Annotated in this window: 12 protein-coding genes; all 12 read left to right on the top strand. The window is 71.0% G+C overall.

Going from position 1 to position 19,019, the window contains the following annotated elements; all coding sequences use genetic code 11:
• The first annotated feature begins 312 nt into the window (after positions 1–312).
• The gene (gene folC, locus QQM67_RS19220) at positions 313–1,875 is read left to right on the top strand and encodes a bifunctional tetrahydrofolate synthase/dihydrofolate synthase (protein ID WP_399067147.1); all 1,563 of its coding nucleotides are present in this window, start codon (positions 313–315) and stop codon (positions 1,873–1,875) included.
• Positions 1,875–2,225, top strand: a complete 351-nt coding sequence (locus tag QQM67_RS19215) for a DUF4233 domain-containing protein (RefSeq protein WP_314175189.1) — start codon at positions 1,875–1,877, stop codon at positions 2,223–2,225. Before folC ends, QQM67_RS19215 begins: the two co-directional genes overlap by 1 nt.
• 123 nt (positions 2,226–2,348) lie before the next feature.
• Complete coding sequence (ndk, locus tag QQM67_RS19210; RefSeq protein WP_314175188.1) at positions 2,349–2,762, top strand: nucleoside-diphosphate kinase; 414 nt, start codon at positions 2,349–2,351, stop codon at positions 2,760–2,762.
• A 303-nt stretch (positions 2,763–3,065) separates the two neighbouring features.
• Positions 3,066–4,085, top strand: coding sequence for a rod shape-determining protein (locus QQM67_RS19205; RefSeq protein WP_028431807.1), 1,020 nt, complete (start codon positions 3,066–3,068; stop codon positions 4,083–4,085).
• A 143-nt stretch (positions 4,086–4,228) separates the two neighbouring features.
• Complete coding sequence (gene mreC, locus QQM67_RS19200; protein WP_314175187.1) at positions 4,229–5,167, top strand: rod shape-determining protein MreC; 939 nt, start codon at positions 4,229–4,231, stop codon at positions 5,165–5,167.
• A 3-nt stretch (positions 5,168–5,170) separates the two neighbouring features.
• On the top strand, positions 5,171–5,926 hold the full coding sequence (gene mreD / locus QQM67_RS19195) for a rod shape-determining protein MreD (RefSeq protein ID WP_314175186.1): 756 nt from the start codon (positions 5,171–5,173) through the stop codon (positions 5,924–5,926).
• Complete coding sequence (gene mrdA, locus QQM67_RS19190; protein ID WP_314175185.1) at positions 5,923–8,085, top strand: penicillin-binding protein 2; 2,163 nt, start codon at positions 5,923–5,925, stop codon at positions 8,083–8,085. The genes mreD and mrdA overlap by 4 nt, the downstream gene beginning before the upstream one ends.
• Positions 8,082–9,281: a rod shape-determining protein RodA gene (gene rodA, locus QQM67_RS19185; protein ID WP_314175184.1), complete on the top strand. Its 1,200-nt coding sequence runs from the start codon at positions 8,082–8,084 to the stop codon at positions 9,279–9,281. Before mrdA ends, rodA begins: the two co-directional genes overlap by 4 nt.
• A gap of 141 nt (positions 9,282–9,422) precedes the next feature.
• Complete coding sequence (locus QQM67_RS19180) at positions 9,423–11,348, top strand: TIGR03960 family B12-binding radical SAM protein (RefSeq protein ID WP_314175183.1); 1,926 nt, start codon at positions 9,423–9,425, stop codon at positions 11,346–11,348.
• A gap of 57 nt (positions 11,349–11,405) precedes the next feature.
• A complete protein-coding gene (locus tag QQM67_RS19175; RefSeq protein ID WP_314175182.1) occupies positions 11,406–12,761 on the top strand; it encodes a hypothetical protein in 1,356 nt (451 codons plus the stop codon).
• 218 nt (positions 12,762–12,979) lie between these two features.
• Positions 12,980–13,738 carry a TIGR03936 family radical SAM-associated protein gene (locus QQM67_RS19170; protein WP_314175181.1) on the top strand — a complete coding sequence of 253 codons (759 nt, stop codon included), beginning with the start codon at positions 12,980–12,982 and terminating at the stop codon, positions 13,736–13,738.
• A 576-nt stretch (positions 13,739–14,314) separates the two neighbouring features.
• Positions 14,315–18,943, top strand: coding sequence for an Rne/Rng family ribonuclease (locus QQM67_RS19165; protein ID WP_399067142.1), 4,629 nt, complete (start codon positions 14,315–14,317; stop codon positions 18,941–18,943).
• The last annotated feature ends 76 nt before the right edge of the window (positions 18,944–19,019 follow it).

Raw genomic sequence — 19,019 nt, 5'->3', positions numbered from 1 at the left:
GGTCCGGCGGCTTGTCGACGGCGGAACCGTCGACCCGGCGGCCCGCCCGCCCGTCGGCGGCCCGTCGGCCGGGCACGTGCGGATCCGCCCGCCGGAGCCGTGACTCGGAGCCGCCGGGCGACGGCCCGGCACCGCAGGCCCCGGCCCCGCCGCCGGGCAACCGGTAACCGCCTCCGCGGCCCGGCGGCGGCGCAACGGCAACCGGCCCCGCCGCCCGCCGCCCGCCGCCCGGCGGCCGGGCAACCGCAACCGGCATCCACCCCCCACCCGGCGCCTGAAGGCGGCGCAGCCGCCCTACGTAGACTGGGCGCCGTGAGTGACCAGCCCCAGCCCCCCGAGCACGGCCCCGGCGAAGACCCGGACGGAGAGAACGGGAACGGCGCACCCTCCGAGTTCGAGGAGATCGTCGGCGCGGAGACCGAGCGCGACCCGGATCTCGCGGTCATCGAGGCGGGCAGCCGCACCCTCCGCGCCCAGGCGGGAGCGCCGCAGGCCGACGTCGTGCCGGCCCGCCCGGAGGACCCGGAGACCGACCGCGCCCTGCGGGCCGTGGAGTCGGAGCTGATGGACCGCTGGCCCGAGACCAAGCTGGACCCGTCCCTGGACCGCATAAGGGCGCTGATGGACGTCATGGGCGAGCCGCAGCGCGCGTACCCGTCCATCCACATCACCGGCACGAACGGCAAGACCAGCACCGCCCGCATGATCGAGGCACTGCTGAGCGCCCTCGAACTGCGCACCGGCCGCTACACCTCGCCGCACGTCCAGTCCATCACCGAGCGGATCAGCGTGGACGGCGCACCCGTCCCCGCGGAGCGCTTCATCGAGACGTACGAGGACGTCAAGCCGTTCGCGGAGATGGTCGACGCCCGGCAGCCCCACCGCCTCTCGTTCTTCGAAATGCTCACGGGCATGGCGTACGCGGCGTTCGCCGACGCCCCCGTGGACGTGGCCGTCGTCGAGGTCGGCATGGGCGGAAGCTGGGACGCCACCAACGTGATCGACGCCGGAGTCTCCGTCGTCACGCCCATCTCGCTGGACCACGTCGCCCGGCTCGGAGACACCCCCGAGAAGATCGCCCGCGAGAAGGCGGGGATCGTGAAGAAGGACGCGATCGTCGTACTCGCCCAGCAGCCCGTCGAGGCGGCGTCCGTCGTGCTGAAGCGGGCGTCCGAGGAGGACGCCACGGTGGCGCGGGAGGGCCTGGAGTTCGGCGTGGTCGCCCGAGAAGTCGCCGTCGGCGGGCAGTTGCTGACCCTGCGCGGGCTGGGCGGTGAGTATCCGGAGATCTTCCTGCCCATGCACGGCGCGCACATGGCGCACAACGCCGCCGTCGCGCTCGCCGCCGTCGAGGCGTTCCTCGGCATCGGCGCCCGGCAGACCGACAGGGGCCGCACCCTCGATGCCGACGTCGTACGGCAGGCCTTCGCCTCCGTCTCCTCGCCGGGCCGGCTGGAGCTCGTGCGCACCAGCCCCGCCGTCCTCCTCGACGCCGCGCACAACCCGGCCGGGGCCGGCGCCACCGCGGAGGCGATCGCCGAGGCGTTCAGTTTCAGCCGCCTCGTGGGCGTCGTCGGCCCCAGCAGCGACAAGGACGTACGGGGCCTGCTCGAAGCCTTCGAACCGATCTTCGCGGAGGTCGTGCTCACCCGTAACTCCACGTCCCGCGCGATGGACGTCGACGCCCTCGCGGCCATCGCCGTCGAGGTCTTCGGCGAGGACCGCGTCCAGGTCGAGCCCCGTCTCGACAGTGCGCTGGAGGAGGCCATCACGCTCGCCGAGGAGGAAGGCGAGTACGCGGGAGCGGGCGTCCTCGTCACCGGCTCCGTCATCACCGCCGGCGAGGCCCGGCTGCTGCTGGGAAGGGAGCGGTAGTGCGCACCCTCTGCGCGAGCACCCTGCTCGGCGAGTTCTTCGTGATCGGCTTCGCCGGCCTCGTCGCGATGCGTACGAGCGACCTGCCGGCGAGCACCGTCTGGGCGGTGTGCGGAGCGGCCATGGCCCTGTGCCTGCTGCTGTGCGGAACGCTCACGCGCAGGGGCGGCGTGCCGCTGGGCTGGGCGCTCCAACTGGCGCTGATCGCCGCCGGTTCGGTGGTCCCCGCCATGTACTTCCTCGGCGCCTGCTTCGCCGGACTGTGGTGGGCGTCCGTCCACTTCGGGCGGAAGGTGGACGAGGCGAAGGCCGAGCGTGCCCGCCTGGAGACCGAGCCTGACACTGCGTGAGGAGAGCGGTCTACTTCCCGTGTAACCTCTGGGCACCACAGTCAGCCACACGGTCCCCGACGTCCCCGGACGTCCCCGACGCCTCCCGCGTCCTGACGCATCCACCCCCGAGGAGTCCCCACCATGAGCGAGCGCACCCTGGTACTGCTCAAGCCCGACGCCGTACGCCGCGGTCTGATCGGTGAGATCACCCGCCGCATCGAGAGCAAGGCGGACTGGGCTGTCAAAGCAATGGAGTTGCGCACGCTGGACCGCTCCACCCTGGAACAGCACTACGCCGAGCACGTGGGCAAGCCGTTCTACGAACCGCTGGTGGAGTTCATGGCGTCGGGCCCGTCCGTGGTGATGGTCGTCGAGGGCGAGCGCGTCATCGAGGGCGTGCGGGCGCTCGCAGGGCCCACGGACCCGATTGCCGCACCACCGGGCTCCATTCGGGGGGACTTCGGCACGGTTGTGCGGGAAAACCTGATTCACGCGTCGGACTCACAAGAGTCCGCAGAGCGGGAGTTGAAGATTTTTTTCCCCGACTTCAGCTAATGTCCCACTGACGCGTCATCAGTCGTCAGGGCCTTGATGACCTGGGGCGACCGACAATTTCCGGTCGCCCCTCGGCATATGCGCCGAGGTTCGGGGGAACGCATCACCCCGACACGACGTCACTGATTACAGGGACGACGGCTGTTGCGCCGACAATGGCGGGACACCCTCGCTACGTGTTCGAGTCCGCGTCTACGATGGAACCTCGCGTCTCCACAGCGTTAGCGCGGATCACCCTCTCCTGCCGTCCTCCCACACACATCGCTCCAGTTGGAAGGCCAGACGCATCCTATGGCGAACAACATGTCGTTCATCGGCCGTGATATGGCTGTCGACCTCGGGACCGCCAACACGCTGGTGTACGTCAGGGGTCGCGGGATCGTCCTCAACGAGCCGTCGGTCGTCGCCATCAACACCAACACCGGCGGCATTCTGGCGGTCGGCGCCGAGGCGAAGAAGATGATCGGCCGCACCCCGGGCAACATCGTGGCCGTGCGTCCGCTGAAGGACGGCGTCATCGCCGACTTCGAGATCACAGAGCGGATGCTCCGCTACTTCATCCTCAAGATCCACAAGCGACGTTATCTCGCCCGGCCGCGCGTGGTGATCTGTGTTCCTTCCGGAATCACCGGAGTCGAGCGACGTGCCGTCATCGAGGCGTCGACGCAGGCCGGCGCCCGCCAGGTGCACATCATCGAGGAGCCGATGGCCGCCGCGATCGGCTCGGGGCTCCCCGTCCACGAGGCCACCGGCAACATGGTCGTCGACATCGGCGGCGGCACCACCGAGGTGGCCGTGATCTCGCTCGGCGGGATCGTCACGGCACAGTCGATCCGCGTCGCCGGCGACGAGTTGGACAACGCGATCATCCAGCACATCAAGAAGGAGTACAGCCTGCTTCTCGGCGAGCGCACGGCCGAGAGCATCAAGATCACGATCGGCTCGGCGCACTCCCTCGACAAGGACGAGCACACCGAGATCCGCGGCCGTGACCTGGTCAGCGGCCTCCCCAAGACCGTCGTCATCTCGGCGGCGGAGGTCCGCAGGGCCATGGAGGAGCCGGTCAACGCGATCGTCGACGCGGTGAAGACCACGCTCGACAAGTGCCCGCCCGAGCTGTCCGGCGACGTGATGGACCGTGGGATCGTCCTCACCGGCGGCGGTGCGCTGCTGCGCGGCCTGGACGAACGGCTGCGCAGCGAGACGGGCATGCCGATCCACATCGCCGAGGATCCGCTGGACTCCGTGGCGTTGGGCTCCGGCAAGTGCGTGGAGGAGTTCGAGGCGTTGCAGCAGGTCCTCGACTCCCAGCCCAGGCGATGATCTGAACGTAACGATCTGCCGTGCGGTCTGCCGTAAAGGACCACCAGTCCGCCCCGGGGATCGTTGAGTGTTCCGGAGCACGGCAGCAGTGCTCCGGAACGGACACCGGTCCGACCGACTGAGGAAAGGCACGGCCGCCGCACGTGAGGGACACACGAGAGAGCCGGCTGCTGCTCGTCCTTCTGATCGCCATCGCGTTCGCGCTGATCACGGTGGACATCAGGAAGGGCGAGCAGTCCCCGATGGACAGTGCGCGGCACGTCGCCGCATCCGCCTTCGGGCCTGTGGAGAACGGGGTTTCGGCGGCCGTCGACCCCGTGGGGAACTCCATCGCCGCCGTACGTGACTCCGGTGTGCGGCACGACCGTATAAGCCGTCTCGAGGCCGAGAACGCGAAGCTGAAGCAGCGGCTGGGCTCCAGCGACCGGCACCGCTCAAGGTCCAAGGAGCTGGACAAGCTGCTGAAGACCGCCGGCGCCGGCGGCTACGGCCTCAAGGGCGCCCAGGTCATCGGAATCGGCTCCGCGCAGGGCTTCTCCTGGACGGTCACCATCGACGCCGGTTCGCGGGACGGCATCGCGCGGGACATGACGGTCATCAACGGGGACGGCCTCGTCGGCCGTGTCACCACCGTCAGCTCCTCGACGGCGACCGTGCTTCTCGCCAACGACCCCGACTTCTCCGTCGGCACCCGCATGGAGAAGAGCAGCGAACTGGGCTTCGCCACCGGCCACGGCGGCGACGCCATGACGGTGCAGCTCCTCAACGGCAAGGCGGAGGTGAAGAAGGGCGACCGGATAGTGACTTTCGGCTCCCGCAACAACAAGCCCTTCGTGCCGGGTGTGCCCGTAGGAAGGGTCGCCAAGGTCGACAGGACCGCGGGCGACCTCACCCGAAGCGTCGACGTCCGCCCGTACGTCAGCTTCAGCAAGCTCGACATCGTCGGCGTGGTCGTCAAGCCGCCCCGGACCGACCCCCGGGACGAGGTGCTGCGCGTCAAGAAGCCGCCGAAGCCGAAGCCCGCGCCCACGGTGACCGTGACCAAGACGCCGAAGCCGAACGCTTCGGAATCCAGGAGCTGACCGATGTACCTCAACCGGATCCTGCTCTCGGCCGTCCTCATCGTCGGCGCGCTGATCGCGCAGGTGAGCGTGCTGGCGCGGCTTCAACTGCCGGGCGCCGTCCCGGATCTGCTGCTGCTCGTGCTGCTCGGCCTCGCCATGGTCTACGGCCACACGGCCGGCGCTCTCACCGGGTTCCTCGGCGGGCTCCTCGCGGATCTGGCACCGCCCGCCGAGCACGCCGTGGGCCGGTACGCGCTGGTGCTGTGCGTCATCGGCTACGTCGCGGGCCTGACCAAGCCCGAGGGTTCGCAGCACCGTTCGGCGACTGTGCCGATGCTCGTCGTCGCCAGCGCCGCCGTCGGTTCCACGCTGATGTACGCGGGTGTCGGCACGCTCGTGGGCGACACCGCGGCGGGCGAAGTGGGGCTTCTGCCGCTGCTGTTCACCGCCACTCTGTACGACCTGCTGCTGGCGCCGTTCGTCGTGCCGTTGATCATGTGGAGCGCGCGCCGCACCGAGCGCGGCGTGATCACCTCCGACGCGTCCGGCGTCGGAAGTATGGGCCGGAGTGACAAAGGCGCCTACGGCTGGCTCAGTTCGGGTACGGGACTTCAAGTCGGCGGCGGCAGCGGCCTCTTCGGCAAGGGCCGCAACGGTTCCACCGTCCGCAACGCGCGTAACGGCAAGGCCGTCCGGATGGGCATCCAGCGGGGGCTGCTGGACAGGCCGGGCCGGAAGGGCAGGACCGGGAAGATCAAGGGGGTCAAGCGGCTGTGAGCAACATCCCTGAGACCGGACGCACTCACCGGGTGAACATCCGCCTCGTCGCCATCCAGATCCTGGTGATGTCGCTGCTGCTCACCCTCGGCGGACGCCTGTGGTATCTCCAGGTCCGCAACGGCGACCAGTACCAGAAGGAGGCCGCCGGCAACCACGTACAGCAGGTCGTGCAGCCCGCGACCCGCGGTGCGATCCTCGACGCACGGGGCGTGCCCATCGCCGACAACGAGACCCGCCTGGTCGTCTCCGCCTCCCGCACCGAGCTGATGAAGATGGACGACGGTGGCAAGGCCGTGCTCACCCGGCTCGCCGACATCCTCGACATGAGCCCGAAGACCGTGCGGGAGAAGGTCCGGCTCTGCGACGCGAAGACCCCGCAGCCGTGCTGGAACGGATCGCCGTACCAGCCGATCCCGGTCACCGACGACGCGACCACGCAGCAGGCCCTTCAGATCCGCGAGCGTGCGGAGGACTTCCCGGGCATCACCGCGGAGCCCACCGCCGTGCGCCGCTACCCCGCTCCCTACGGCTCCCGCACCTCCCAGGTGCTCGGCTATCTCTCGCCCGTGACGGACGAGGAGATCAGGAAGACCAAGAACACCGACTCGCCCTTCCTCTCCTCCGACGAGATCGGGCGGTCCGGTCTGGAGCGTACGTACGACGCCATACTGCGCGGCAGTTCGGGCGTGACGCGCTACGAGGTGGACAACCTGGGGCGCGTGATGGGCCGGGCCAAGGGCGACAAGGCCGAGCCGGGCTCCAGCCTCGTGACGAGCATCGACTCGCGTGTGCAGGCCGTCACCGAGAACGAGCTGCTCACGGCGATGAAGAACGCCCGCAAGGAGCACGACAGGAACACCAACAGGAACTACAAGGCGGACGCCGGTGCCGCCGTGGTCATGGAGAACAAGACCGGCCGTGTCGTGGCCATGGCCTCAAACCCGGAGTACGACCCGAACGAGTGGGTGGGCGGCATCTCCGGCAAGAAGTACACGCAGCTCACCGGGAAGAAGTCCAACTACCCGCTGCTGAACCGCTCGATCCAGGGGCTCTCGGCACCTGGTTCGGTCTTCAAGGTGATCTCCACCGCGGCGGCGCTGAAGGCCGGCAACAAGTTCGACGGCGACTACAACTGCTCGTCCTCGTACAACGTCGGCGGGCAGACCTTCAAGAACTTCGAGTCGGAGAGCCACGGCAACATCAGCCTCGGCCAGGCGCTGGAGGTCTCCTGCGACACCGTCTTCTACGACCTCGCGTACAAGCAGTGGCTCAAGGACGGCGGCAACCACCCGAAGAAGGACGCCAAGGACTACTTCTACAAGGCCGCCCACAAGTTCGGCCTCGGCAGGAAGACCAGCATCGACCTGCCCAACGAGGTCGAGGGCCGCGTCCCGGACCGCCAGTGGAAGAAGGACTACTGGAAGGCCAACAAGGACGCCTGGTGCAAGCAGGCCAAGAACCCCAAGTCCTACGCCGACAAGATCGCCAAGGAGAACTGCGTCTCCGGCATGAAGATGCGCGCCGGTGACAGCGTCAACTACTCCATCGGACAGGGCGACACCCTCGTCACGCCGATCCAGATGGCGACGATCTACTCGGCGATCGCCAACGGCGGCACCATGTACGACCCCACCCTCGGCAAGGCGACCATAGGGCCCAAGGGCAAGACGATAAAGGAGATCAAGCCGAATCCGCACGGCAAGCTGCCGGTGAAGAAGGCCGACCTGAAGGAGATGGACAAGGCGCTCGCAGGTGTGGCCGAACGAGGCACGGCGGCCTGGCGGTTCGGCGACGCGGGCTGGCCCCAGGACAAGATCAAGATGCACGCCAAGACCGGTACGGCCGAGGTGGCGGGCAAGCAGACCACGTCCTGGTTCTCGACGTACACCAAGGACTACACGGTCGTCATGACGATCTCCCAGGGCGGTACGGGTTCCGGTGCGTCCGGGCCCGCCGTGCGCAACATCTACAACGCGATCTACGGGGTCAACTCCGACGGCGAGGTTGATGAGAAGGCGGCTCTGCTGCCGCACCCCGAGGAGGGTCTCCCGAAGGTCGACGGCCACGGCAACATCGAGTCGAGGGACGACAAGGACTTCAAGAAGCGCGTCGAGCGTGCCGTGAAGGGCGCACCTGCCGGCGGAGCGGCCGGATGAGCACCCACTCCTACACCCTCAGCGGCTACGGGCCGCAGAAGAAGTCGGCGTGGGGCAGGCTCACCGCGCGGGACTCGGCGGTCTGGCGGCTCGACTGGGTCATGGTGTCGGCCGGCGTGGGTCTCTCCATCGTCGGTTCGCTCCTCGTCTGGTCCGCGACGCGCAACCGCACCGACCTCAACCAGGGCGATCCGTACTACTTCCTGACGCGCCATGTGCTCAGCCTCCTCGTGGGGCTGCTGCTCATGGCCGGGATGGTGTGGCTCGGGCACCGCAGGGTGCGCGGTGCGGTGCCGTTCCTGTACGGGGCCTCGGTGCTGCTCGCGCTGCTCGTCCTCACGCCGCTGGGCGCGACCATCAACGGGCAGCGGGCGTGGCTCCACCTCGGCGGCGGATTTTCGCTCCAGCCCGCCGAGTTCATCAAGATCACGGTGATCCTCGGCATGGCGATGCTGCTGGCCGCGCGCGTGGACGCGGGGGACCGGGAGTATCCCGACCACCGCACCGTGCTCCAGGCCCTGGGCCTGGCGGCGGCTCCGATCGTGGTCATCATGCTGATGCCCGACCTCGGCTCCGTGATGGTCATGGTCATAATCGTTCTGGGAGTGCTGCTCGCCTCCGGCGCATCGAACCGCTGGATCGTCGGGCTGTGTACCGCGGGGACCGTCGGTGCCGTGCTGGTCTGGGCGCTCGGGCTGCTCGACGAGTACCAGATCAACCGCTTCGCCGCCTTCGCCAACCCCGCTCTCGACCCGGCCGGTGTCGGCTACAACACCAACCAGGCGCGGATCGCGATCGGTTCGGGCGGGCTGGCAGGCAAGGGGCTCTTCAAGGGGTCGCAGACCACGGGGCAGTTCGTCCCCGAGCAGCAGACGGACTTCGTCTTCACCGTCGCCGGCGAGGAACTGGGCTTCCTGGGCGGCGCGTTGATCATCCTGCTGCTGGGCGTGGTGATCTGGCGTGCCTGCCGCATCGCGCGCGAGTCCTCCGAGCTCTACAGCACGGTCGTCGCCGCGGGCGTGATCGCCTGGTTCGCGTTCCAGTCGTTCGAGAACATCGGGATGACGCTGGGCATCATGCCCGTCGCGGGTCTGCCGCTGCCGTTCGTCTCGTACGGCGGTACTTCGATGTTCGCGGTGTGGATCGCGCTGGGCCTGTTGCAGTCGATCAGAGTGCAGCGGCCGGTCTCCGCGTAGACCGCGCTCCCCGACGGTCGCCGTGGGGCGCGGCCTTCGGGGGTGGGCGGGGGTGCCCCGCGGCTTACGTGCCCTCTCCGCGTCCGCGTTACGCTGAAGGGTCACCTTGCACCGCGAACGCGCCCGATACGAGGAACCCCCATGCCAGTCGAGTCGGTCTTCCCGCGCCTGGAGGCCCTCCTTCCGCACGTCCAGAAGCCGATCCAGTACGTGGGCGGTGAGCTGAACTCCACCGTCAAGGACTGGGACTCCTGCGACGTCCGCTGGGCGCTGATGTATCCGGACGCGTACGAGGTCGGGCTGCCCAACCAGGGCGTCATGATCCTCTACGAGGTGCTGAACGAGCGCGAGGGCGTGCTGGCCGAACGCACCTACAGCGTCTGGCCGGATCTGGAGAAGCTCATGCGGGAGCACGGCGTCCCGCAGTTCACCGTCGACGCGCACCGCCCCGTCGGCGCCTTCGACGTGCTCGGCGTCTCCTTCGCCACCGAACTCGGCTACACGAATCTCCTCACCGCGCTCGACCTCTCCGGCGTCCCGCTGGAGGCGAAGGACCGCGGCGACGACGACCCGATCGTCATGGCGGGCGGCCACGCGGCCTTCAACCCCGAGCCCGTGGCCGACTTCCTCGACTGCGCCGTCGTCGGCGACGGCGAGCAGGCCGTGCTGGAGATCAGCGAGATCATCCGCGCCTGGAAGGCGGAAGGCCGTCCGGGAGGCCGCGACGAACTGCTGTTCCGTCTCGCGAAGACGGGCGAGGTCTACGTCCCGAAGTTCTACGAAGTGGAGTACCTGCCGGACGGGCGCATCTCCCGCGTCGTCCCCAACCGCACCGGCGTCCCCTGGCGCGTCGCCAAGCGCACCGTCATGGACCTGGACGAATGGCCTTACCCCAAGCAGCCGTTGGTGCCGCTGGCCGAGACCGTGCACGAGCGGATGTCCGTGGAGATCTTCCGCGGCTGCACGCGCGGCTGCCGCTTCTGCCAGGCGGGCATGATCACCAGGCCGGTCCGCGAGCGCTCCATCACCGGAATCGGCGACATGGTGGAGAAGGGCCTGAAGAGCACCGGCTTCGAGGAGGTCGGGCTGCTCTCCCTCTCCTCCGCCGACCATAGCGAGATCGGCGACGTCGCCAAGGGCCTCGCCGACCGGTACGAGGACGACAAGATCGGCCTCTCCCTGCCCTCGACCCGCGTCGACGCCTTCAACATCGACCTCGCCAACGAGCTGACCCGCAACGGCCGCCGCTCCGGCCTCACTTTCGCCCCCGAGGGCGGCAGCGAGCGCATCCGCAAGGTCATCAACAAGATGGTCTCGGAGGAGGATCTGATCCGTACCGTCGCCACCGCCTACGGGAACGGCTGGCGGCAGGTGAAGCTGTACTTCATGTGCGGGCTGCCCACGGAGACCGACGAGGACGTGCTCCAGATCGGCGACATGGCCGTCGACGTCATCGCCAAGGGCCGCGAGGTCGCGAAGTCCAACGACATCCGCTGCACCGTCTCCATCGGCGGCTTCGTGCCGAAGCCGCACACCCCCTTCCAGTGGGCACCGCAGCTCTCGGCGGAGGAGACCGACGAACGGCTCGGCAAGCTGCGGGAGAAGATCCGCGGCGACAAGAAGTACGGCCGCTCGATCGGCTTCCGCTACCACGACGGCAAGCCCGGCATCGTCGAGGGCCTGCTCTCCCGCGGCGACCGTCGCGTGGGCGCCGTGATCCGCGAGGTCTACGACCGGGGCGGCCGATTCGACGGCTGGCGCGAGTACTTCAGCTACCAGCTGTGGATGGACGCCGCCGCCCGTACGCTTCCGGCCTTCGGCGTGGACGTCGACTGGTACACGACGCGGGAGCGCACGTACGAAGAGGTCCTGCCCTGGGACCACTTGGACTCCGGGCTCGACAAGGACTGGCTCTGGGAGGACTGGCAGGACGCCCTCGACGAGACGGAGGTCGAGGACTGCCGCTGGACGCCGTGCTTCGACTGCGGAGTGTGCCCCCAGATGCAGACCGACATCCAGATCGGGCCGACCGGCAAGAAGCTGCTGCCGCTGACCGTCGTCAACTAGGCCGCCGAGTAGGTCCGTTCGGGCAACCGTACGGTGTGCTCGGGCGTCTTCGCCGGTGTGAGCGACAGCCAGCCCGGACACGCCCCCGACGCGGCGGACCCCGCGGGCCCCGCGGCTTCCGGACCCGCGCCCCGCGTCTCCCTGGAGAAGACCGCCCGCACCCCGGACGCGGGCGCGCACGCCGCCGCCGGCGAGGCGCCCTTCGAGGGGTGCCTCGTGAGGGTGGTCCGGATGCCCGTGCGGATCGTGACGCTGCTGCTGATCGTGCCTGTGCGGATGGTCTGGGACGCCCTCACCGTCTGCGGACGGGCGCTCAGGCGCACCCTGTGGGTGCCGTTCGCGCGGGCGATGGGGTGGCTGTGGCGCTCGGTTCTCGCGCCCGTCCTCTTCGCGCTGTTCGTCTGGCCGTGGCTCGCGCTGTGGCGGTACGTGCTCGCGCCGGTGGGCCGCGGACTGCTGTGGCTCGCGAGGACCGCCGGAGCCGGGATCGCCTGGGCCGCGAGCGGTCTGTGGGCCGGGCTGACATGGCTCGGCCGGACCCTCGTCGTCGCGCCGCTGAACTTCGTGTACCGGTACGTGCTGACCCCGCTCGGGCAGGGCGCGCTGGCGCTCGCGCGGGCGGTGGGCGCGGGGCTGGCATGGCTCGGGCGCACCCTGGTCCGCACTCCGCTGAGCTTCCTGTACCGGTACGTGCTGACTCCCGTGGGGCATGCGGTGGTTGCCGTGGTGCTGGGTTTCGGTGCGGGGCTTGCGTGGTTGTGGCGGTACGTGGTGGTGGCGCCGTGCGAGCTGCTGTACCGGTACGTGCTGACTCCCGTGGGTCACGGGGTGGTTGCCGTGGTGCTGGGTTTCGGTGCGGGGCTTGCGTGGTTGTGGCGGTATCTGGTGGTGGCGCCGTGCGGGTTCCTGTACCGGTACGTGCTGGCGCCGGTGGGGCGCGGCATCGCCGTCGTCGCGCGCGAGATCGCGGACGCGCTCGCGCATGCCTGGCGCGTGGCCGGATATGTCTCGCGCGCCGTGTTCCGGTTCTTCGGGCGCGTGCTGCGGTTCCTCGTCGCCGATCCCGTCGTATGGCTGTGGCGACACGTGGTGCGGCCCGTCGGCCGGGGCCTGCGGGACGGGGTGTGGCGCCCGGCCGCGCGCGCGGTTCGGGAGGCCGGGCGCGGCGTCCGTGCCGCCCTGGCCTCGGCCCGCGCCACCGTACGGGAGACGAGGGCGGAGCTCCGGCGGGCGCTGTTCGGCGGGCCGCGCGCGGGGAGGCCGGCCAAGGCGGAGGCGACTCCTGTCTCCGAGCGGAGGGCGCTGGCCGAGAGCGGGCGCGTACCCTGGGTCGCAGGATCACCGCACAACAGCGCGACGGCACCAGGCACATTCGGGCCGAAGCACGACGATGCGGATTTCCGCACCCTTTGAAGCACCCGCAGCACCCGCGGGCGGCACCCGTACCGCCCGCACATGACGCCAGAACCATACGAAGCACGAAGCAGAGCAGTGGTGCGGCACAGCCGCACCTTGAATCCGTACGTACGCGGAGGGCGGTCGACACCCCACGCGTCGCCGCCCTGCATCAGGCACTGAGGAGAGAACCACTGGGCAAGCGACAGCCCGAAGGCCCGCCGCCCGCACCCGCCGTGCAGCGCGTGCGACTGCGATACACCAAGCGCGGCCGCCTCCGGTTCACCAGTCATCGGGACTTCCAGCGCGCCTTCGAGAGAGCGCTGCGCAGGGCGGGGGTGCCCATGGCGTACTCCGCCGGCTTCACCCCGCACCCGAAGGTCTCCTACGCCAATGCCGCACCCACCGGCACGGGCAGTGAGGCCGAGTATCTGGAGATCGCCCTCGTCGAGCGGCGTGATCCGGAGGAGCTTCGGACGCGGCTCGATGAGTCCATGCCGCCGGGGCTCGACATCGTCGAGGCGGCCGAGGTCCGTACGTCCGACTTCACCGACCGGCTGGAGGCCTCCGAGTGGGAGCTCCGGCTGGACGGGGTCGCCCCGGCCGAGGCGGAACGAGCCGCGGCGGCGTTCCTCGCGGCGGAGTCCGTCGAGGTGGAGCGCCAGACCAAGAAGGGTCTGCGCACCTTCGACGCACGGGCCGCCGTCGCCTCGCTGACCTCGGCGGAGGCGATGCCCGGACCAGGGGGCGATGGTCGCGGGGAGGGACCCTGTGCGATACTGCGCCTGGTGGTACGGCACCTGACACCTGCTGTACGACCCGACGACGTCCTGTCCGGCCTCCGAGCTACGGCCGACCTGGCGCCGCCGGTCCCCGCAGCGGTGACCAGGCTGGCGCAGGGGCCGCTCGATGAGGAGACCGGCACGGTGACCGACCCGTTGGCGCCCGACCGCGACGCACCCCTCGTCGCGACGGCGCCGGGCGGCAGCGCGTAGGCCGAGGGCCTGGAGGATCAGCGTTGAAAGCGCCACCGCCGATGCAGGCACCAGGGAGCCACCCGGGTCCGTGTCGTGGCAGGCAGGCGCAGTGACCAGAAGACTTTCGCCGTAGCCGGGCCGTCTGTACGGAAGACAGACCGGAACCGGCGAGTGAGACAGAAGCTCCCGTGTGGCGCCCGCGCCCTGGAGCACGGCCCGCCCCGAGCGTGGGCCGTGGCCGTACGGATGAGGCGCGGCGCCCGGGAGCGTGACGGGAGAAACGCCCGCATGCTCGAACCGAACAACGAGAATGAAAGCGCAGCCGCGGAGAGCGCTGAGAACGCCTTGAACGCGGAGGGCGCGCAGCAGACAGGAAGCGCGGAGCCTCCACAGCCCGCGGAGACGGAGACTGGGGCGCGGGACTGGGCTCCGGCCGGGTCGCCCTGGCAGGCGCCTGCACAGTCCTACGTCCAGGCTGAGACTCAGCCTCAGGCCGAGGCGGCGCAGCCAGAGCCGGCGCAGGAGCAGGAGCAGCGCGAGGCCGCCGGGTCCGCCTCTCCGAGCGACACCCTGCCGCCGCGGCGCCGTCGCGCGGTGAGCAGGCCCGCTGGCCCGCCGTCCGAGTCGTCGACGCCCCCCGAGGTGATCGCGGCGAGCGACACGTCGGTCTCCGCAGGTGCGGCGGCGGCCTCGGAGCCGGTTGGATTCGCAGGTCAGGCCGGTTCCGGCGAGACCGCGGACACCGGTGAGGCCGGAGGGTTCTCGGCCACCGCTGAGCTCCCGGCCGAGGAACCCGCCCCGGTCTCCGCCCCGCCCCGGCGCCGGGCGACCCGCAGCGCCGGTGCCCCCGTGGGCAGCCCGAGCGTGAGTGAGCCCGCGGCGGCCGAGCAGGTCGTCCCGGCCGGTGCGGACCAGCCGGACGAGGCCGTTGCGGCTGGTGACGCCGGTTCAGGCTCCGAGGCCGTGGCGGACCCCGCGCCCCCGGCTCGTCCGCGGCGCAGGGCTGCTGCCCCGGAGGGCGCCCCGGTCGTCTCCGAGCCCCGGGCCGACGAGACCCCGGAGGCCGAAACGGCCACCCCGGAGACCGCTGCGGCCGGTACGGCCGATGCTGCCGGAACGGCGGACGCGGACGACGAGCCCGCCCCGCCCGCACGCACCCGGCGCAGGTCCAGACGCAGAACGGCCGCGGCGGAGAGCGAGAGCCCCGCGGAGGCAGACGCGCAGGACGGCCGGACCACGGGCGAGGCCGAAGAGGCCGCAGAGTCCGACGCGGCCGAAGACACGGACAAGGGCAAGGACGGCGACACGCGTACAGCAGACAGGGAAGACAAGGGAGACAAGGCGGACAAGGGCAAGGTGCGGGCCGCCGGCACGGCCAAGAGCGCCGCCGAAGGCAAGGACGCGGACAAGGATGCGAACAAGGGCGCCGCGGCCGAGGAGCCCGCGCGTACGTCGCGCCGCTCCACGACCCGGAAGGTGAGCGCGTCGGCCCGTACATCGTCGAAGGCGCCGGCGGAGGCCGAAACCGGAACCCGCTCGGAGGCCGAGGCCCCCGAGCCCGCCGCCGCCGAGTCGTCCGCACCCGCCGCATCCGGCGACGCCGCGGAGTCCGGCGCCCGTACGCGACGCCGCACCCCCACCCGTAAGTCCGCGGCGTCCGCCGCCCGCGAGGCCGCCCGGCCCGAGACGGAGGGGGAGGCCGAGCAGGCACCCGCGTCGCGCAAGAAGGCCGGGGCGCCGATGGCCCTCTTCCAGGCACCGGTCTTCACGGAGCCCGCGTTCCAGACCCCGCAGAGCGCGGCGGCCGCGGCCGCCGCCGACGCCGCGGCCGAAGAGGCCGACGAGCTGGACGAAGAGGAAGAGGAAGAGGAGGCTCCGCCCGTCGCCGAGTCTCCGCGCCGTCGCCGTCGCCGTGGCGACTCCTCGGGCAACGGCCGCCGCCAGGGTGCGGAGGCCGACGCCGACGGGGAGAGCGACGAGGACGCGAAGGAGCAGGAGGCCGAGAGCGAGTCCGACGCCGAGGTTGAGGGCGAGGAGGACCAGGAGGAGCGTCCGGCCCGCCGCCGTCGCCGCGGTGGACGTCGCCGCCGCCGGGGTGAGAGCCCCGATTCCTCGGACGAGGCCGCTGCCGAGAGCGGCGGCGACGGCCGGGAGCAGCGGCAGCGCCGCGAGGACACCGGGAAGGGCGAGGGCGAAGGCGACGCCGCGTCCGGCTCCGACGCGTCCGACGAGGCGGACGCAGCCGACGACGAGGCCGAGGAGACCAGGGCCGGAGGCTCCGGCGGCGCCTCGGGCTCTTCGAGCAGTTCACGTCGCCGCCGTCGTCGCCGTCGCCGCGGCAGCGACTCCGGTGACTCGGCCGCCGCGCGCGAGGGCGAGGACGACCCGGAGCGCACGGTCGTCAAGATCCGCGAGCCGCGCAAGCGCAAGGACGAGCCCACCGACGAGGTCCAGGCGATCAAGGGATCGACGCGCCTGGAGGCGAAGAAGCAGCGCCGCCGCGAGGGCCGCGAGCAGGGCCGCCGCCGGGTGCCGATCATCACCGAGGCCGAGTTCCTTGCCCGCCGCGAGGCGGTGAAGCGGGAGATGATCGTCCGGCAGAGCGGCGAGCGTACGCAGATCGGCGTGCTGGAGGACGACGTGCTCGTGGAGCACTTCGTCAACAAGGAGCAGTCGACTTCGTACGTCGGCAACGTCTACCTCGGCAAGGTGCAGAACGTGCTGCCGTCGATGGAGGCCGCCTTCGTCGACATCGGCAAGGGGCGCAACGCCGTCCTCTACGCCGGCGAGGTCAACTTCGAGTCGCTGGGCATGGCCAACGGCCCCCGCCGCATCGAGACCGCGCTGAAGTCCGGCCAGTCGGTGCTCGTGCAGGTCACGAAGGATCCGATGGGCCACAAGGGCGCGCGGCTGACCAGCCAGGTCTCGCTGCCCGGCCGCTACCTGGTCTACGTCCCCGAGGGGTCGATGACGGGCATCAGCCGCAAGCTGCCCGACACCGAGCGTTCGCGTCTGAAGCAGATCCTGAAGAAGGTCGTCCCGGAGGACGCGGGCGTCATCGTCCGTACGGCCGCCGAGGGCGCCAGCGAGGACGAACTGCGCCGCGACGTCGAGCGGTTGCAGGCGCAGTGGGAGGACATCCAGCGCAAGGCGCAGAAGGGCAACGCCCCGTCGCTGCTGTACGGCGAGCCGGACATGACCGTGCGCGTCGTGCGCGACATCTTCAACGAGGACTTCTCCAAGGTCATCGTCAGCGGCGACGAGGCGTGGGAGACCATCCACGGCTACGTCTCCCACGTGGCGCCGGACCTCGCGGAGCGTCTCCAGAAGTGGACGTCCGACGTGGACGTCTTCGCCACGTACCGCATCGACGAGCAGCTGATGAAGGCGCTGGACCGCAAGGTGTGGCTGCCGAGCGGCGGTTCGCTGGTGATCGACCGTACGGAGGCGATGGTCGTCGTCGACGTCAACACCGGGAAGTTCACGGGCCAGGGCGGCAACCTGGAGGAGACGGTCACCAGGAACAACCTGGAGGCGGCCGAGGAGATCGTGCGGCAGCTGCGGCTCCGCGACCTCGGCGGCATCATCGTGATCGACTTCATCGACATGGTGCTGGAGTCCAACCGGGATCTGGTGCTGAGGCGTCTGCTGGAGTGCCTGGGCAGGGACCGTACGAAGCACCAGGTCGCCGAGGTGACGTCGCTCGGGCTCGTGCAGATGACGCGGAAGCGGGTCGGGCAGGGGCTGCTGGAGTCCTTCTCCGAGCCGTGCGTGCACTGCAACGGGCGGGGCGTGCTCGTACACATGGAGCAGCCCGCGGCCGGTGGCGGCAAGAAGGCCAAGAAGCGGGGCGGCCGGGGCGGCGCGCAGGCGAAGGCCGCGGCCGAGCCCGCGACCGAGGCCGTTGAGACTCCGGAGGTCGCGGAGACCGAGGACGCGCAGGCCGGGAAGGCGGAGAAGGCCGGGAAGGCCGCCAAGGCGCCGCCTGCCGAGGAGTTCACGCCGGACGAGGAGCTGTACGGCTCGGTGGCGGAGGCGGAGGCCTCGGTCACGTCCGGGCGCACCGGCCGAACCCGGCGCCGGGGCAGCCGCAAGGCGACGGCACCGCAGGGTGCGCCCGCGTCCGAATCGGCGTCCGCGGCGCAGGAGTCCGGGCCCGCGGAGCGGAAGCAGGAGCCGGTACCGGCCGGCGCGCAGGCACAGGCCACCGCGCAGGCCGAGCCGGAGGTCGCCGGGCAGCGGGTTCCCGAGCCCGAGCCCGTCGGCGCCGAGCCCGGGCCGGCTGGGCGCGATAGTACGGAGCGCGAGAAATCCCCGCAGCCCAGAACGGCCCGTGCGGATACCGGCGATGCGAGCACCCCGAAGGGGGCCGCCGGCCCGGGAAACGGACGAGGCCGCTCGCGGGAAGGCTCCGAAGCTGGTGGCGAGGTCGCCGCTAGTGACGTGAGCGACGCGGGCGGCGTGCAGCAGGACGCCGGTCACGCAGGTACGCGCACACGCCGCCGGGCGGCGAGGAAGGTGTCGGCACCAGCCGGGTCGCCGCCCGCCGCGGAGGAAGCGGTGGTCACGGTCGTGGCGCCGAAGGCGGCCGGGCAGCCCGCGGAGGCGGCCCAGGCGGAGCAGCAGCCGGAGGAGTCACCGCAGCCACAGCCCGTGGCGGAGGCGGCGCCCCCGGCGCGGCCCCGGCGCCGCGTGAGCCGCAGCGTCTCCGCTCCCGCGGGGCCGCCGTCGGTGTCGGACGAGGCCGGTGAGATCGTGCTGCCCGTCTCGGAACGTTCGGCGCCGGTGCAGGAGCCCTTGCAGGCGCCGGCGGCGGACACCGCACCCGAGGCACCCGCCCCGGACGCCGCTCCTCCGGTACGTGCGCGGCGCAGGGTCACGCGGAGCGTCTCGGCTCCGGCGGGCCCGCCGCCGGCGGCGGACGACCGGGTCGCGGCGGGGGTGGTGCCGAGCGATGACTCGGTGGGTCCGGCAGCCCGAGTCGATGCCGGCGACGGCACGGGCGGCCCGGACAGCGGCGACGGCGGCGCGGGCGAGGACGACGCGGCGGACGTTCCCGCCGCCAAGTCCACCGCCAGGAAGTCGGCGGCCAAGAAGACGGCCGCCCGGAAGGCGACGGCCAAGAAGGCCGCCACCGCCAAGAAGCAGGCCACGTCCAGGAAGACGGCCGCGGCCGAACAGGACGCACCGTCCTCCGTGTCCGCACCCGCCGACGAGGAGTGACCTCCGCGCCGAGCGCGCCGAGCGCGCCGAGCGCGCCGACCGGGCCGACCGGACTGCCGATCTGGTCGGCCCGGTC

Source organism: Streptomyces winkii (genome assembly GCF_032248595.1).
Taxonomy (GTDB): domain Bacteria; phylum Actinomycetota; class Actinomycetes; order Streptomycetales; family Streptomycetaceae; genus Streptomyces; species Streptomyces winkii.
Note: the sequence above shows the minus strand (reverse complement) of the source record. Positions and strands in the feature narration are given on the sequence as shown.

Coding starts and splice junctions, on each gene's coding strand:
- rodA (WP_314175184.1), top strand. CDS start 8,082: ATGAGCACCCACTCCTACACCCTCAGCGGCTACGGGCCGCAGAAGAAG.
- QQM67_RS19180 (WP_314175183.1), top strand. CDS start 9,423: ATGCCAGTCGAGTCGGTCTTCCCGCGCCTGGAGGCCCTCCTTCCGCAC.
- QQM67_RS19205 (WP_028431807.1), top strand. CDS start 3,066: ATGTCGTTCATCGGCCGTGATATGGCTGTCGACCTCGGGACCGCCAAC.
- ndk (WP_314175188.1), top strand. CDS start 2,349: ATGAGCGAGCGCACCCTGGTACTGCTCAAGCCCGACGCCGTACGCCGC.
- mreD (WP_314175186.1), top strand. CDS start 5,171: ATGTACCTCAACCGGATCCTGCTCTCGGCCGTCCTCATCGTCGGCGCG.